The organism is Micavibrio sp. TMED2 (assembly GCA_002168225.1).
GTDB lineage: Bacteria > Pseudomonadota > Alphaproteobacteria > TMED2 > TMED2 > TMED2.
Window position 1 is genome coordinate 1,119,903 of the sequence record NHBH01000001.1, and the last position, 15,121, is coordinate 1,135,023.

Annotated in this window: 17 protein-coding genes; 6 read left to right on the forward strand and 11 right to left on the reverse strand. The window is 59.5% G+C overall.

What is annotated here, in order from left to right; all coding sequences use genetic code 11:
* Positions 1–3: 3 nt before the first annotated feature.
* The 4 genes from CBB62_05365 to CBB62_05380 form a co-directional block, all read right to left on the reverse strand.
* Positions 4–2,754 carry a TIGR02302 family protein gene (locus CBB62_05365; GenBank protein OUT41747.1) on the reverse strand — a complete coding sequence of 917 codons (2,751 nt, stop codon included), beginning with the start codon at positions 2,752–2,754 and terminating at the stop codon, positions 4–6.
* Between the two features lie 137 nt (positions 2,755–2,891).
* Entirely contained in the window at positions 2,892–4,226 is a 1,335-nt protein-coding gene (locus tag CBB62_05370; protein ID OUT41748.1) for a diaminopimelate decarboxylase, read from the reverse strand.
* Between the two features lie 66 nt (positions 4,227–4,292).
* Positions 4,293–4,487, reverse strand: coding sequence for a hypothetical protein (locus CBB62_05375; GenBank protein OUT41749.1), 195 nt, complete (start codon positions 4,485–4,487; stop codon positions 4,293–4,295).
* A gap of 7 nt (positions 4,488–4,494) precedes the next feature.
* Complete coding sequence (locus CBB62_05380) at positions 4,495–5,928, reverse strand: argininosuccinate lyase (protein ID OUT41750.1); 1,434 nt, start codon at positions 5,926–5,928, stop codon at positions 4,495–4,497.
* A 39-nt stretch (positions 5,929–5,967) separates the two neighbouring features.
* Between CBB62_05380 and CBB62_05385 the strand changes: the two genes are divergently transcribed.
* The 3 genes from CBB62_05385 to CBB62_05395 all read left to right on the forward strand — a co-directional run bounded on the left by CBB62_05385 (position 5,968) and on the right by CBB62_05395 (position 7,937).
* On the forward strand, positions 5,968–6,561 hold the full coding sequence (locus CBB62_05385) for a hypothetical protein (GenBank protein OUT41751.1): 594 nt from the start codon (positions 5,968–5,970) through the stop codon (positions 6,559–6,561).
* A gap of 33 nt (positions 6,562–6,594) precedes the next feature.
* Positions 6,595–7,194: a hypothetical protein gene (locus CBB62_05390; protein ID OUT41752.1), complete on the forward strand. Its 600-nt coding sequence runs from the start codon at positions 6,595–6,597 to the stop codon at positions 7,192–7,194.
* Positions 7,195–7,379: 185 nt separating this feature from the next.
* The gene (locus CBB62_05395; protein ID OUT41753.1) at positions 7,380–7,937 is read left to right on the forward strand and encodes a hypothetical protein; all 558 of its coding nucleotides are present in this window, start codon (positions 7,380–7,382) and stop codon (positions 7,935–7,937) included.
* Between the two features lie 20 nt (positions 7,938–7,957).
* Here CBB62_05395 and CBB62_05400 read toward each other — a convergent pair whose 3' ends face one another.
* The 5 genes from CBB62_05400 to CBB62_05420 all read right to left on the reverse strand — a co-directional run bounded on the left by CBB62_05400 (position 7,958) and on the right by CBB62_05420 (position 11,530).
* Positions 7,958–8,842 (reverse strand): 3-hydroxybutyryl-CoA dehydrogenase, encoded by an 885-nt coding sequence (locus CBB62_05400; protein OUT42661.1) that lies wholly within the window; start codon positions 8,840–8,842, stop codon positions 7,958–7,960.
* 90 nt (positions 8,843–8,932) lie between these two features.
* Entirely contained in the window at positions 8,933–9,334 is a 402-nt protein-coding gene (locus CBB62_05405; GenBank protein OUT41754.1) for a hypothetical protein, read from the reverse strand.
* Between the two features lie 34 nt (positions 9,335–9,368).
* Positions 9,369–10,310, reverse strand: coding sequence for an electron transfer flavoprotein subunit alpha (locus CBB62_05410; protein ID OUT41755.1), 942 nt, complete (start codon positions 10,308–10,310; stop codon positions 9,369–9,371).
* Positions 10,310–11,062, reverse strand: a complete 753-nt coding sequence (locus tag CBB62_05415) for an electron transfer flavoprotein subunit beta (GenBank protein ID OUT41756.1) — start codon at positions 11,060–11,062, stop codon at positions 10,310–10,312. The genes CBB62_05410 and CBB62_05415 overlap by 1 nt, the downstream gene beginning before the upstream one ends.
* Before the next feature lie 276 nt (positions 11,063–11,338).
* On the reverse strand, positions 11,339–11,530 hold the full coding sequence (locus tag CBB62_05420) for a hypothetical protein (protein OUT41757.1): 192 nt from the start codon (positions 11,528–11,530) through the stop codon (positions 11,339–11,341).
* Positions 11,531–11,790: 260 nt separating this feature from the next.
* Between CBB62_05420 and CBB62_05425 the strand changes: the two genes are divergently transcribed.
* A complete protein-coding gene (locus CBB62_05425; protein OUT41758.1) occupies positions 11,791–12,162 on the forward strand; it encodes a hypothetical protein in 372 nt (123 codons plus the stop codon).
* A gap of 17 nt (positions 12,163–12,179) precedes the next feature.
* The gene (locus CBB62_05430; GenBank protein ID OUT41759.1) at positions 12,180–13,022 is read left to right on the forward strand and encodes a hypothetical protein; all 843 of its coding nucleotides are present in this window, start codon (positions 12,180–12,182) and stop codon (positions 13,020–13,022) included.
* Here CBB62_05430 and CBB62_05435 read toward each other — a convergent pair.
* On the reverse strand, positions 12,976–13,860 hold the full coding sequence (locus CBB62_05435; GenBank protein OUT41760.1) for a tRNA glutamyl-Q(34) synthetase GluQRS: 885 nt from the start codon (positions 13,858–13,860) through the stop codon (positions 12,976–12,978). The genes CBB62_05430 and CBB62_05435 overlap by 47 nt on opposite strands.
* A 6-nt stretch (positions 13,861–13,866) precedes the next feature.
* Entirely contained in the window at positions 13,867–14,238 is a 372-nt protein-coding gene (locus CBB62_05440) for a glyoxalase/bleomycin resistance/extradiol dioxygenase family protein (protein ID OUT42662.1), read from the reverse strand.
* Positions 14,239–14,334: 96 nt separating this feature from the next.
* On the opposite strand from CBB62_05440, the gene CBB62_05445 reads away from it, so the two are divergent.
* Positions 14,335–15,099, forward strand: coding sequence for a hypothetical protein (locus CBB62_05445; GenBank protein OUT41761.1), 765 nt, complete (start codon positions 14,335–14,337; stop codon positions 15,097–15,099).
* The last annotated feature ends 22 nt before the right edge of the window (positions 15,100–15,121 follow it).

The window sequence follows — 15,121 nt, forward strand, 5'->3', positions numbered from 1 at the left end:
ATATCAGAAGCGGTCGAGCAGGCGATCAATATAGTCGAGCTCTTCCTCAGGCCGGTCGAACTCGCCGGAGCGGCGACGCAATTCCTCCAGAATACCGCGGGCGCGCTGCACCTCGCTCTCACTCGGTACCTCGACATCGCTGCCGGTGCCCTGACCATATTCACTGGTATTGCGACCGAGCGGGTCATAGCCCTGATTGGTGCCCATAGCTCGGCGCTGTTGTGATGGCGCAAGGCCGAAGCGGACACCGGGCTTGCCACCGGGACCGCCGGCCATGCCCTGATTGGCCTGATCCTGCAACTGGTCCTGCAGGGATTGCAGTTCCTCAATCGCCTCGCCCATATCCTGCAGGGCGCGGGCGGTCCGGTTTTCTCGCAATGCCTTGGCCGCTCCACTCATGGCGCGTTCGGCAAGCCCGAGATTTTCGGGCAGTTCCTCGGTTACATCCGACAGATCAAGCATGATATCGCCGAGGTCTAGGCGCATGGCTTCCTGTTGCAGGGCACGGCTCTGGTTACGCTGGGCGCGCTCTGACTGAGCGGCATCCGGGTCATCACTGTCGCGTGGCTCGGACATCATGGGCGGCAGGTTTTCAAACAGGGACGGCGGCAGCAGGCCTTCCGGCAGGCGGTTGCGCAACTCTTCCAGCGGGCTGGCCGGACGACCCTTGAAGGTATCGTCCATCAGGCCCTGCTGTTCCTGGGTCAGTGCCTGCAGGCGCTTGGCCAGTTCCTGCAATTCCTTCTGCTCCGGGGTCTGTTCGGCAAATTCGCCGTTCTCCATGTTGTTCAGCATCTCTTCCAGCTGGGACAACATCTCACGGGCCGCATCGCGGGCACCGGTTTCGGCAAGGTCGCGCAGTTGCTGCAGCATATCGCCCATCTGCTGCATGTCGACGATCTGGTTCTCCATGCCTGGCGGCAGTTCCGGTATCTGCTCGCCACGGGCGAGGCGCTCCATCAGCTCTTCCTGCAGGGCCGCCATATATTCCTGCAAGGCCTCTTCATACGCATCGATCAGGTCCTGCAGCTCCTCCGCCTCGATGTTGCTGCCTTCCTCAAGTGCATCGGCGAGCTTGTCACCGGCGCGTTCGAGCGCGCGCTGGGCAATGCCGAGCTGGCCATCCTCAAGTCGCAGCGCCAGTTCCCATAACAGCTGCTGTACCTCGGCGATATTGTTAGGCTCGTTATTGAGTTCGAGCCGGGTGGCGACGGCTGACAGACCGATGATGATGACGGAATCATTGTTGAAAGCCTCCGGCGCTGCCGCAATCCCGCGCAGGATTTCCGAGGCGATGGCCGGGCCACTGATCGGCTTCAGGGTCAACAACTGGCGCTGTTCGATAATTGAGAGGGCGACCGGGTTCTGGAAATCCCGCATAGGCAGGGTCAGGCTCTCAAGCCCGCTTTCCGCTGTCTGGCCGAGGGCATCACTGGCGGCGATCTGAATGCTGACATCAAGCCCGGCCCATGGATGGGCGATCAGATCCTCGCGCGCCGTGGTTGTTACCCGTCTGCCGAGGCTGCGGCCTTCCGGTGCCTGACCCATGACATGCTCCATGACCGGTGGTTCATCGCGGCCTTCAACGGCTGGTTTCAGCGTTAGGGTGGCAACAATATCCTGCAGGCCATAATCATCAATGGCTGCATAGGGGATCTGGATCAGCTGGGTTTCGGAGACCGATGGCGTATCGCTCAGTACGATCGAAGGTGGCGTGTCCTCAAGCAACAGCAATTCCCAGTCACCGAGGTCGCGCCCTCTAGCTGTGAAATCCAGTGCCAGCCGGTTGCTGTCGGTGTTCTCAGCCTCTGCATCCGGTGCTTCATCCGGGAGGGCCAGTTCATGCTTGAGGTGGAACTGGCCGGGATCGGCGGGCTCGAAGGCAATGTCCTGATCATTGATGTGTAGGGTCGGTGGCTTGGCCGGGTCCAGCTTCTCACCGCTGATGCGGGCATAAACGATGCTGCCATCTGGGACGGCGATCAGCTTGTCGGCATCGGCGACCGCGTCCATGGCGTTATTGGCAAGATCGCTTCGGGTCAGGAAAATCGGCGGCAGGCCGGTATAGGCCGGCGGTGCGATCCAGGCATCAAAGGCGAGTTTGCTGGAACTCATGGAGAAATCCATGGCCGTCAGCCGCAGGGCATTGCCGAGACGTTGCAGGGTATCGCTCCCGGCAACCGCAATGCCGAGAACCGCCATCATCACCGCGATATAGCGCAGGGCATAGGGGTCACGTCTGGCGGCATGGGTATTCGGTGCCTCGACCCGCAGGCGCTTGGGCAGGGTGTTTCTGAGCCGTGTCAGATGCCGGTGCCACAGGGCCTTGGTGACCGGATCATCACCATTGGCGAGGTTATCGGTGAGGCTGGTCAGCGGACGGTGCGCCAGATGGTTGTCGCCCTCGATCCGGCGCAGCATCGCGCGGGTATCGGGCCATGCGGTCGCCTGCCGGACACGCCATGCCATGAAGCCGCCAAGGCCGAGCAGGGCAAGGATACTAAACAGGCCGAGGCCGGGATGATTGGCGAATGCACCGATGGCGGCAAGGCCGATCCAGAATAGCAGGGCGGTCAGAACCGGGCTGGCAATCGGCCAGAGCGCTTCCGCCCACAGGGTCGTGTAGGCTTGCAGTCTGCGCCACCATGGAATGCTGGCGAGCACTTTCTGCAGCCGTTCCTGCGCATCGAAACGCGCGCCATTGCTCAGGCGCTGCGTCGGGTTATCGCTGGGCTGGGTTGGTTTTGTATCCATCTGATACGTAACATAATCCCGATCTGCGGCGAGATAAGGGCATCAAGCCGATTTTCCGGCTTCATACTAGCATCGAATATCCCGGTCGTAACGGTCAGAAATCCCGCCACGCATCACGATTATTTCAGTCGGTTCGGCTATTTCAGCCAGTCCGGCAGGGTCTGGCCCGCCAGCAGGGCGGCGAAGTCTTCACGCGGGCGTACCTCATGGTGCTTGCCGTCATGGATGATGATCTCCGGCGGCTTGACCCGGGCGTTGTAGTTCGAGGCCATGACATTGGAATAGGCACCTGCGGTCAGGAACGCGACCTGATCGCCGGGACGCAGATGCGGCATTTCCCGCTGCTGGGCAAAGGTATCGCCGCTCTCGCAAACCGGGCCGACAATATCGACGGCTTCATATTCGGCGCTGTCACCGGGTTCGATCACCGGAATGATCTCGTGCCAGGCATCATACAGGCTCGGGCGGATCAGCTCGGTCATCGAGGCATCAAGGATAATAATGCGGCGGTCGCCAGCATGTTTCACATAGAGGACGGTCGCCAGCAGAACCCCGGAAGGCCCGACGATGTACCGGCCCGGCTCAACCGTAACCGAGCAGTTGAGCGGCTTGGCAATCGCGGCAATGGCATTGGCCCAGGCGGCAGGGTCAATCGGTGTTTCGTTGCGATAACGGATGCCGAGGCCACCGCCGAGGTCCAGATGATCGATCGGCAGATCGCGGTCACGCAGCTTGCCGACCAGCTCGGCGATCTTGGCGAACGCCTGCTCAAACGGTTCAGGGGCGGTGATCTGTGAGCCGATATGAACGGCCAGCCCGGCGGCGGTCAGATGGTCATGGCCGCAGAGATAGCGATAGGCATCGACAATCTGGTCCATCGGAATGCCGAACTTGTCACCCATCTTGCCGGTGGAAATCTTGGCATGGGTCTGGGCATCCACATCGGGATTGACCCGCAGGGCCACCTTGGCCGTGACGCCAACCGCCTCGGCGCAACTGCCGATCACATCCAGTTCGGAGACGGATTCCGCATTCAACTGGCCAATGCCGAGGCGCAGGGCCTCGGTGATTTCGTCCGGGTGCTTGCCAACGCCGGAGAAGACAATATCGGCAGGTTTGAAACCGGCGGCGATGCTGAGCTTGGCCTCGCCGATTGATACAACATCGGCCCCGGCCCCCTGTGTCGCTAATGCGGTGAGCAGGGCGCGGTTGGTATTGGCCTTGACCGCATAGCAGACCCGATGCGCCGGACCATCAGACATGGCGGCATCGAGGGCTGTGGTCAGCTTGTCATAGGCCCGCTCGGCGGCGCGTTGTGAGAAAACATAAGCAGGGGTGCCGTATGCCTCGGCGATAGCGGCGGCGCTGATCCCGTCGATGGTCAGGACGCCATCCCGGTAACCGATCAGGCCATGGGCATCAAAGCCGGGGGAGAGCGGCGCAAAATTATCGGTCTGTTCAGCGTGTGACATCGGGTGGTTCTGCTTTTCTGGCAATATTATGCGTATTTTGACCGGGTAAATATCTGGCTGGAAGAATTATAGATCGTCTTCCTGCGGCGGGTAACTGTTGCGCGACACAACGCCATTATCCTGCGGTGGGATTTTGAGGCTGCCTGGACGTTTGCCACAGGCCGCGAGCGTAAGTGCCACGCCGGAGAGGGCAGTGAACAAGAGCGCGCGCCGGGCAATCTTGCCCCGGTTCGGCATATCGGGTGCGGATGGTGCAGTCATTCTGGGCTCAATCCTCTTCGGCAAGACGGGCGCGGGCATCCCTGACCGCTTGCCGTACGTTATCGGGAGCGGTGCCGCCGAAACTCATGCGGCTGGCAACACTGGCATCAACCGTGAGAACGGTAAAGACGGCATCGTTGATATTCGGCTCCACGCCTTGCATGTCCTCAAGCGACAGCTCGGCGAGATCGACGCCGCGCTGTTCGGCAAGCGAGACCAGACGACCGGTGATGTGGTGTGCCTGACGGAACGGCACGCCCAGCTCGCGCACCAGCCAATCGGCAAGGTCGGTGGCGGTTGAGTAGCCGTGCCCGGCAGCGTTGTAGAGTGCCTCGCGCTGAACCTGCATATCGCCGACCATGCCGGTCATGGCGGCAATCGCGAGGCTGATGGTGGCATCGGCATCGAAGACCGGCTCCTTGTCTTCCTGCATGTCCTTGGAATAGGCCAGCGGCAGTCCCTTCATGACGGTCAGCAGGCCGATCAGCGTGCCAAAGGTGCGTCCGGTCTTGCCGCGGATCAGTTCGGCGGCATCTGGATTGCGCTTCTGCGGCATGATTGATGAGCCGGTGGTGAAGGCATCGGTCAGCTTGATGAAGCCGAATTGCGGCGTACACCACAGGACGATTTCCTCGGCCAGCCGCGACAGGTGGCTCATGCAGATGGCGACGGTAGAGAGGTAATCGGCGGCAAAGTCGCGCGCCGATACAGCATCGAGGGAATTGCGCATCGGTCGGTCGAAACCGAGGTTGGCCGCGGTTGCATGACGATCGATCGGGAAGGCGGTACCGGCAAGGGCAGCGGCACCGAGCGGGCATTCGTTCATCCGACGCATGGCCGATTGCGCACGGTCGCGGTCGCGGCTGAACATCTCAACATAGGCCATCAGGTGGTGGCCGAAGGTGACAGGCTGGGCGGTCTGCAGATGGGTAAAGCCGGGCATGATCGACCCTGCCTCTGCCTCGGCACGCTCAAGCAATGCCTCGATCAGGGCCTTGAGCCCGCTGTCGATCCGGGCCAGTGCATCACGGGTCCAGAGGCGGAAATCGGTTGCCACCTGATCGTTGCGCGAGCGGGCGGTGTGCAGGCGACCGGCGGCATCGCCGATGATGTCGGCGAGCCGTGCCTCGATATTCATATGGATGTCTTCGAGATCGGTGCGGAACTCGAAGCTGCCCTCGGCGATTTCGGCGGCGATCTGGTCCAGACCGTTCAAGATGGCATCACGATCATCGGTGGACACGATCTTTTGATCGGCCAGCATGCGCACATGGGCGCGCGATCCTGTAATATCCTGTGTTGCCAGCTTCTTGTCGAAGCCGATGGAGGCATTGATCGCTTCCATGATCTCGGCGGGTGTGACGGAAAACCGCCCACCCCACATGGCGTTACCGGTCGCGGTTTCGTCCGGTTTCTGTGATACTGGTGACTGATCGCTCATGGATTATATCGTTCGGGCTGGGAAAAACGGGCAGATAACATGATGAATTACCGCCTTGCATCTCTTGTCACAATGCTGGCAGTGGCCTTCTTTTCTGCCATGCCTAATCAGGTTCTGGCGTCGGGGCAAGCACTTGAGGAGGCAAAAGCCCTTCTCAAGGGGGAAATGGCCAAATTTCAGCTGCATGATGAGCCGAGGGAACTGCCCTACATCGCGGTAACTGATGAAGCCGGAAACCCGGTCAGCCTCGCGGATTTCAGCGGGCGGGTGGTTCTGTTGAATATCTGGGCCACATGGTGCGCGCCCTGTGTCGCCGAGATGCCATCACTGAACGCCCTGCAGGAACGTGCTGCCGGGACCGAATTCGATGTGGTGCCGCTGTCGGTGGATCGCGGCTCGGTTGTGGTGCAGAAATTCTATAATCAGCATGAATTGCGGCATCTGTTGATTTTCATGGATGAGGCGGGCAATTCTGTTTCCGAACTGGAGGTCGGCGGGTTGCCCACATCCATCCTGATTGATCACAATGGCCGTGAGGTCGGGCGGTTCGAGGGGGATGCCAACTGGAACTCCGATGACGTGATCAGGCTGATCGGTGCCTATGTGCGGGCGGCACGGCGGCAGGACAGCTGATTTTTAAATCTGTTTTAAGGCGTTACGCAGGCAATGCGGCTCTCCATTCCCTTTGATTACGAATTCAGATGGGCGCATCTCGGTATTGCTGCCGGTGCGGTTATTGCCGTTGTTCTGGCGATCTTTTTTCTGGCGCCGACAGCAACCGATAATTTTGAGTATTTCATCGATGATGGTCTCGACCGTTTCTCCGTCGAGTTCCGAGGGCTGCCACCACCCATGGCACCGATTGAGGCCTCGGACGGGACTCGGGGCGATCTTTCAGCCTTCAAGGGCCAGGTTGTACTGGTGAATATCTGGGCCACATGGTGTCCGCCCTGTATTGTTGAGTTGCCGAGCCTGACCCGTTTGAATCAGAAGTTTGCCGGAGAAGAGTTTCAGGTCATTGCCCTGTCGGTGGACCATCAGGGCTGGCCCGCGATCCAGAGCTTTCACGAGCGTCACAACCTGCAATTACCTGTTTTTCTTGATGCTTCAGGAGCTGCGCTGAGCCAGTTCGAATATTTCAGCCTGCCGACCACCATCCTGCTCGATCGGGAAGGCAAGGAGCTCGGCCGGGTGGTCGGTCCAGCCCTGTGGGATGGTGAGCGCGGTACATATCTGATTAAGCAGGCACTTGAAGGCTCGCTCTAGCCTTGCTATTTGGGCATCAACTATAACAAACAGTGCATGCTGGTTCTTCAACCGGCGATATACTGTTATATTGATTTTTGAATTTTATGAGGGCAGGGGCATTGCGCGGGCGCGACCAATTATCAGATTTTCAGCCAAAAGAAGATCGCAGTTTACTTACAGAACTTAAACAGAACTGGCTGTTCTTGCTGATTCTGATCGGCATCGGTGTCGGGGCGTATTTGTATTTCAAGCCTGCACCGCCACCGCCACCACCGCCATATATCTCCAACCAGTGGCGTGTGCCACAGGCGGCCGAGCAGTTGCGCGACTTCCAGATGTTTACCCAAACCGGTAATGGAACCCGCCTGTCGAATTATTATGGCCGTCCCAAAATCATTATCGGTTATCCGCTTGAATGCGAGGCGTGTATGCACAGCCTGCAGACGCTGGACACGGTTGCCGAAGACTTGAAAGGCCGGGTTGATATTTTCCCCGTGGCAATTTCCAGACGGATCGGTGACCTGTCCGAGTTAATTCTGAAGAGCTATGAGAAGTACGGCATTACCAATCTGCGCGCCTACACCATTACCGAAGACGACTCCTTCGGTATCTTCAACCAGACCGCTGCGCTGCCCCATGCCTATATCCTGATGAAGGATAATGTCATTGCCCGCACGGCTCACGGTCCGGTTGACTGGACCGATCCCAAGGTGATGCAACTGATCCAGCAGATGGAAGACATGCCCGCTCCGGCCAACTGACCGGGTAAACCGATTGCCAGTCATCGGGTCGGTTGTGGCGGGTCCTGACTGTAATCATAGAAGCCCTTGCCGGTCTTGCGACCGAGCCAGCCCGCCTCGACATATTTGACGAGCAGCGGGCAGGGGCGATACTTGCTGTCGGCGAGGCCTTCATAGAGCACATGCATCAGTGACAGGCAGGTATCGAGACCGATGAAATCAGCCAGCTCCAGCGGCCCCATCGGGTGATTGGCACCGAGCTTCATGGCTTCATCAATGGCAGTAACAGAGCCGACGCCCTCATAAAGCGTATAGACCGCTTCATTGAGCATGGGCAGCAGCACACGGTTGACGATGAAGGCCGGGAAATCCTCGGCAATGATCGGTTTCTTGCCCAGCTTGTCAGCCAGTGCCTTCGCCAGTTCGAAGGTGGCATCATCGGTGGCGATCCCGCGGATGATCTCGACCACCTGCATGGCCGGTACCGGGTTCATGAAGTGCATGCCGATAAAGCGGTGTGGCCGGTCGCTGCTGGCACCCAGCCGGGTGATGGAGATTGATGAGGTAGCGGTCGCCAGCATGGCATCGGGACGCAGATCGGCGGCGATGGCCTTATAGATGCTGCGTTTCGCATCCTCGATCTCGGAGACCGCCTCGATCACTACATTGGCCGTTCTGACCTGAGACAGGTCAATGCCGCTCTGCAGATTGGCGAGATAGCCGTCATGGCTGGCCTGGTCGATCTGACCCCTCTCCAGCTTTCGGGCGAAGGTATCCTTCAGATTTTCCGCTGCTATCTTCAGCTGTTCTTCTGACTGGTCGATCAGGATGACCTTGAAACCGGTGGTCAGTGCTGTCTGGGCGATGCCGGTGCCGATCTGACCTGCGCCGATGATGGCGAGCGTTTCCAGCGTAGTGGTACTCATTGGTATATCTTTCACAATAATGCTGCGACGCAATAAACAGGGTTTTTGCATTCTTGTCGAGCAATGCCGCTCAGCACCGAGCAAACGCCCTTACGGTTCGCGGGTATAAACCGTGCCTATGGTCAGGTTCTTGCGCGGTCCCCTGATGGTCCAGTCAAGCTGCCACTGGTTGTCCGAGAGAACAGTGATGGTGCCGATATAACGGTCCGGTGGGCATGAATGGTCAATATCCGCCCGCCCGAGACTATTCGGCAGGTCAAAGAACGGGCACCCATCGTCGAATGTGATGCGGGTCATACCGTCATCGGCCTGAATCACCCGGTAATCGCGCCATGCCTCGCCTTCATAGGTGCCGATGCTGAGCGTGCCGTGCTCGTGCCAATGCATGTTTGCCGGGGCATTCTCTGTGAAGCTGGCCGTGCCGGTGAGGGTGCCCTGCTGGCCGGTCAGGTGGTCATGGATTTGTCTGGCCAGATGCCACTGGCCAGACAAATAACCGATCCATGCCTGATCCCGGCAAGTTGGGTCAGAGTGCTTTGGCAAGCTCTGCATCAAGCTGCGGCAGGGCTTCAAACAGGTCGGCGACCAGACCGTAATCGGCAATCTGGAAAATCGGCGCTTCCTCATCCTTGTTGATGGCGACGATGACCTTGCTGTCCTTCATGCCTGCTAAGTGCTGAATGGCACCGGAAATACCGACGGCGATATACAGGTTCGGCGCCACGACCTTGCCGGTCTGGCCAACCTGATAGTCGTTGGGCACATAGCCCGCATCAACCGCAGCCCGTGAGGCACCGATGGCGGCATTGAGCTTGTCGGCAATCGGCTCAAGCAGGCCGAAGTTTTCAGCCGAACCAAGCCCGCGACCACCGGAGATAACCACATCGGCGGAGGTCAGCTCGGGGCGGTCGCTCTCGGACAGCTCCTGACTGACGAAGGAAGACAGGCCGCTGTCGCCCTTGGCGCTGACCGCCTCGATGCTGGCACTGCCGCCCTCGGCTGCCGCCGGATCGAAGCCGGTGGCGCGGACGGTAATAACCTTGATCGCATCGCTGGATTGCACGGTGGCAATGGCATTGCCGGCATAGATCGGGCGCTTGAAGGTATCGGCGCTCTCGACCGCGGAAATGTCGCTGATCTGCTGGCTGTCGAGCAGGGCGGCGACCCGTGGCATCAGGTTTTTGCCGGTGGTGGTCGAGGTCATGAGGATATGGCTGTAGCCACTGGCGATATCCGCCACGATCGGTGCCACGTTCTCGGCCAGCATCTTGTCCAGTTCCGGCGCATCGGCGTGGAGTACCTTGCTGACGCCGCTTATTTTGGCGGCGGCATCGGCGATGGCCTGCTTGCCGGACCCGGCGACCAGAACATGAATGTCACCACCGATTTCGCTGGCGGCGGTAACGGCATTGAGGGTGGCTGACTTGAGTTCGCCGTCCTGATGCTCTGCAATGACGAGTATGCTCATTATCCGATCACCTTTGCTTCGTTTTTCAGTTTCTCAACCAGTTCCTCAACGCTGGCGACCTTGCCACCGCCCTGACGTTTGGCGGGTTCTTCAACCTTGAGGGTTTTCAGACGCGGTGCCGTGTCGATGCCGAGATCGGCCGGTGTCATGGTCTCAAGCGGCTTTTTCTTCGCCTTCATGATATTCGGCAGTGATGCATAGCGTGGTTCGTTCAGGCGCAGATCGGTAGTGATGATCGCTGGTAATTTGACCTCAACGGTCTGCAAACCACCATCGATTTCGCGGGTGACCTTGGCAGTGCCATCGCCGAGCTCAACCTTGGAGGCAAAGGTGGCCTGACCCCAGCCGAGCAGGGCTGCCAGCATCTGACCGGTCTGGTTGCTGTCGTCATCAATCGCCTGTTTGCCGAGGATCACGAGGTTTGGCTGTTCCTTGTCGACCAGTGCCTTCAGCCCCTTGGCGACGGCGAGTGGCTCGAGCACATCATCGGTCTGGACCAGAATGCCGCGATCGGCACCCATGGCAAGGGCGGTGCGAATGGTTTCCTGAGATTGCTGGACGCCGAGGCTGACCGCGACGACTTCCTCGACTTTGCCGGCTTCTTTCAGGCGGACGGCCTCTTCGACGGCGATTTCGTCAAAGGGATTCATCGACATTTTGACATTGGCGGTTTCAACACCGCTGCCATCGGCTTTCACGCGAATTTTGACATTGTAGTCAACGACCCGCTTGACGGGGACGAGCACCTTCATCGGCGACCTCTCACTCTTGTTGTGCCGGGGTCAAGAGGCGGACCTCCCGATCGATCCGGCGTTTCCTTGGTTTTGCCGGGATCGTGCCTCGCGCGATGCGGGCGACGTGTTTCCGGCTCTATATCAATAATTTACATGCAAACAGGTAGGGCAAGTTGCCTTGTTGGGCAACCTCGCTCGCATGGGATTGACGATTTCACAGTGGACGATAGGTGGAACCGGCTTTGCCTGTCAATCGCTTGCCTTACGTATACGTAAGATTTGCGGCGGAACCTATCACTCGACAGCAAAGGTAAGGGCGAAGAGGGCAAGTGCCAGCCCCTGAAAGAAGATACGCAGGCGCATCAGGGTATTACCATGCTTGCGACCGAACTCACCGCCCTGCGCCATGCCGAACAGGCCGATGGCCAGCGTCACAAGTGCACCGAGCATGGCAATAATCATCATGACAAAGAGGGTGGTTTTCATCGGTTCGTCTCTCGGCTCGTCTCTCGGTTTCTGCCACGCGGGTCGCGTGGTTAGCTGCCATGCGGTCAGGCAATATACCTTGACCGCCACAAGGGCAATGTCTTAGCACTTGATATATGAGCAAACAGCTTTTCGCCAACCGCTTCATTATTCGAATTACGAACCCGATCCTCTGATCCGAGGGTCGGGCACCAGTGCCCGTGTGCAGATACCGGGCCCAAGCACCGTCATCAAAAATTCGATTTTGAACAGGTTTTGCAATGGTTTCGCTCAATTCTGCGCGCACGGTAGAGGCGCACTTATCCAATACATCACAGACTGCTGCCCCGGTTTCCGCATCGACCTCCCCGTCGACGGGACGCGACGATCTGCCCACCTTCTGCTACGGGGTTCACGGGCATGTTGACCCCGGACTGATCCCGCGTGTGCTCGAAATGGTGGCCAAGCGGGGGCTGGTGCCGACAGCCTTTCACGCTGTCCAGAGCCATAATGCACAACAGGTTCCGGAACTGACCATCGACATGCAGGTTGATGGTCTGAACCCGATGACTGCCGAGGTGATGGCCGAGGCCATGCGCCAGATCCCTTGCGTATCCGACGTGTACTTCTCGGCCCGCCGAAGATCACAATAGCCGATGGAAAATGCCTGATGCCGTTATCACAGCCAATGCCTGACGGTTTTGCCGCCAAGATCGCAGCACTCAACAACTTCGAGCCTGCCACAGCCGGTTTCTCGCCATTCATCATCGCGGGGGAGCCGCTTGGCTGGCTCGGCAGTGAAACCGCGGACTTGCTGCAGGCGCAGGGGTTCATTCAACCCCATGATGCAGGCTATGCGCTGGTGCCTGGCTTTGACACTGATGCGGCGCGCCGGTCAGAGGGGTTGCGACTGGCAGCCGAGGCGATGCAGGCGGATGGCCGCATGGGTGGCTTCCGGGACGAGCCTTACCGGGTCTGCGCCGGGTGGGACCAGCCGGATATAGCCGTGCTCGACCGCCGTGCCATCCCGCATTTCGGTATCCGGTCATTCGGCATTCACCTCAATGGCGTGGTGGAAACGGCGACGGGGCTGGAGATGTGGATCGCCAGACGCGCCCTTGACCGTGAGGTTGAGCCGGGCAAGCGCGACAATATGGTGGCCGGTGGCCAGCCTGCGGACCTGTCGCTGATGGATAATCTGATCAAGGAAGCTGCCGAGGAAGCCGCTGTGCCCGAAGCCTTGGCCAGACAGGCAAAGCAAGGCGGTATTATCACCTACCAGCAGGTGGAGCCGGTAGAGCGGCTGAAGCATGACACGATCTTCACCTACGACCTGTTTCTGTCAGAGGATTTCGTGCCCGAGAATACCGATGGCGAGGTCGGCCAGTTCGAGCGCTTGCCAATTGCCGAGGTGGCGGCGATTGTCCGCGATACCGACGAGTTTAAACCCAACTGCAATCTGGTGATTATCGAGTTTCTGGCGCGACACGGCCTGCTTGAAGTCGTTGCCTGATCTCGTCCGCCGTTACCCCGGCCTCACGCATGGCCTCAAGGGTACGGGCGTTGTCACGGGTGGCGAGCCTGACACCCTGTTCATCGGTTATCAGATCATGATGGTGATAGACCGGTCGCGGCAGGTCGAGCAGCGCCTGCAGCAGCACATGCAGGTGGGTGGCGTGGAACAGATCCTTGCCACGGGTCACATGGGTAATGCTCTGTAGGGCATCATCATGCACCACGGCGAGGTGATAGCTGGTGGCGATATCCTTGCGCGCCAGTACCGCATCGCCGAGCTGTTCCGGTTCTCCCGTCACATCACCGCAGCCGAGGTCATGCCAGAGCAGGCGTTTTCGGTCACCGATCCGGGCCAGTGCCGCGCCCAGATCGAGCCGCCAGGCGGGGTGTCGACCGGCGGCGATGTGTTCGGCAATTTCCGCCTTGCCCAATCCCCGACAGGTGCCGGGATAAAGCGCGCCTTCGGGGCCGTGCGGGGCATTGGCGCTGCGCTCGATCTCCGCGCGGATTTCCGCTCGCGTGCAAAAGCAGGGATAGACCACACCCATGGCCTTCAACCGCTCCAGCATCGCGGCGTACTCGCTCAGGTGCTCGGACTGAATGCGTACCGGCTCCGGCCATGTGAGGCCAAGCCATGCGAGGTCTTGCCTGATCCCGTCCACATGCTCCGGGCGACAGCGGGTATGGTCGATATCCTCGATCCGCAACAGAACCTCGCCGCCCAGCCGCGCCGCCTCGCCCCAGGTGAACAGGGCGGAATAGGCATGGCCCATATGCAGCCGCCCGCTCGGGCTGGGGGCAAAGCGCAGTCTCGGCTGGTCAGCGGTAACAGGCATGATGGATCAGGCGGACCAGATGGCCAGTTCGTAACCATCCGGGTCGGTGAAGTGAAAGCGGCGACCGCCGGGAAACTCGAATATCTCTCTGGCGATCCTGCCACCGGCATCAGTAATTGCCTGCTGCAGCGCGGGCAGGTCGTCGCCATACAGTACAACCAGTGCGCCACCGATTGGCGCGGGGGTACCAGTGGCGAATCCGCCCTTCATCTGGCCGTCTGAAAACTCGCAATAGTCGGGGCCGTAGTCGGTAAAGCCCCAGCCGAAAACATCACCGTAAAATTGTTTGCTGCGGGCAATATCGCCGACAACAAACTCCACATAGTTGATACAGCGGTCACGCGGCGGCAATTCGGCTGGCGGGTTCTGTTGGCTCATGGTTTTCGGCATTCCGATTGCTTGTATCGCAGGCACGGGTCACCTATACACCATGACACCGAGAAAAATGTTTACTTATTCGAAAGTGCGAGCGCTATGACCGATCAGGACCTCCCCATCGAAAACGACGAGTACGACGATGATGATCTCTATGATGATGATTATGAGGGCGAGGAAGCTGGCAGTGGTATCGAGTTGACCCACCTGAACGGTCCGGCGATGCTACCGGCATCCGGTGGCCGGGCCAAGCAGCTGGTTGTGCTCCTGCACGGCCTCGGTGCTGACGGTAACGACCTGATCAGCCTTGCGCCACAGATTGCCAAGGTGCTGCCCGATGCCGCGTTCATTTCACCGAATGCGCCGGAACCATGCGATATGGCCCCCATGGGCTATCAGTGGTTCAGCCTGCAGGATCGCAGCCATGATGCCATGCTCGCCGGGGTTGAGGCATCCGCGCCCAAGCTGCAGGGCTTCCTCGATGAGGTCATGGAATATCTCAACCTGACCGAGGAAGACGTCTTTCTCGTCGGTTTCTCACAGGGCACCATGATGGCGCTGCATGTGGGCATGCGCCGCGAACGTCCGCTCGGCGGCATTGTCGGTTTCTCCGGCGCTCTGGTCGGTGGCGACCGCCTGCCTGATGAAATCGTCTCCAAGCCGCCGGTTGTCCTGATCCACGGCGATGCCGATGAGGTGGTGCCGTTTCAAGCCATGCAGATGGCAGCGGATTCATTGAAAACCGCTGGCGTAGAGGTCGAGGCGATCCGCCGTCCGGGCCTCGCCCACGGCATTGATCCGCAAGGCATGCTGGTGGCGCTGCGCTTCATCAACGATCACAAGCGCTTCATCGACGACGATTGATCTGTCGGTAAGTTGACTTCCG

Excerpts from the sequence above, each read along its gene's own strand:
- CBB62_05385 (OUT41751.1), top strand. The coding sequence starts at position 5,968 with ATGATGAATTACCGCCTTGCATCTCTTGTCACAATGCTGGCAGTGGCC.
- CBB62_05440 (OUT42662.1), bottom strand. The coding sequence starts at position 14,238 with ATGAGCCAACAGAACCCGCCAGCCGAATTGCCGCCGCGTGACCGCTGT.
- CBB62_05415 (OUT41756.1), bottom strand. The coding sequence starts at position 11,062 with ATGAAGGTGCTCGTCCCCGTCAAGCGGGTCGTTGACTACAATGTCAAA.
- CBB62_05400 (OUT42661.1), bottom strand. The coding sequence starts at position 8,842 with ATGAGTACCACTACGCTGGAAACGCTCGCCATCATCGGCGCAGGTCAG.
- CBB62_05370 (OUT41748.1), bottom strand. The coding sequence starts at position 4,226 with ATGTCACACGCTGAACAGACCGATAATTTTGCGCCGCTCTCCCCCGGC.
- CBB62_05420 (OUT41757.1), bottom strand. The coding sequence starts at position 11,530 with ATGAAAACCACCCTCTTTGTCATGATGATTATTGCCATGCTCGGTGCA.
- CBB62_05425 (OUT41758.1), top strand. The coding sequence starts at position 11,791 with ATGGTTTCGCTCAATTCTGCGCGCACGGTAGAGGCGCACTTATCCAAT.
- CBB62_05410 (OUT41755.1), bottom strand. The coding sequence starts at position 10,310 with ATGAGCATACTCGTCATTGCAGAGCATCAGGACGGCGAACTCAAGTCA.
- CBB62_05445 (OUT41761.1), top strand. The coding sequence starts at position 14,335 with ATGACCGATCAGGACCTCCCCATCGAAAACGACGAGTACGACGATGAT.
- CBB62_05375 (OUT41749.1), bottom strand. The coding sequence starts at position 4,487 with ATGACTGCACCATCCGCACCCGATATGCCGAACCGGGGCAAGATTGCC.
- CBB62_05390 (OUT41752.1), top strand. The coding sequence starts at position 6,595 with ATGCGGCTCTCCATTCCCTTTGATTACGAATTCAGATGGGCGCATCTC.
- CBB62_05430 (OUT41759.1), top strand. The coding sequence starts at position 12,180 with ATGCCGTTATCACAGCCAATGCCTGACGGTTTTGCCGCCAAGATCGCA.
- CBB62_05365 (OUT41747.1), bottom strand. The coding sequence starts at position 2,754 with ATGGATACAAAACCAACCCAGCCCAGCGATAACCCGACGCAGCGCCTG.
- CBB62_05435 (OUT41760.1), bottom strand. The coding sequence starts at position 13,860 with ATGCCTGTTACCGCTGACCAGCCGAGACTGCGCTTTGCCCCCAGCCCG.
- CBB62_05380 (OUT41750.1), bottom strand. The coding sequence starts at position 5,928 with ATGAGCGATCAGTCACCAGTATCACAGAAACCGGACGAAACCGCGACC.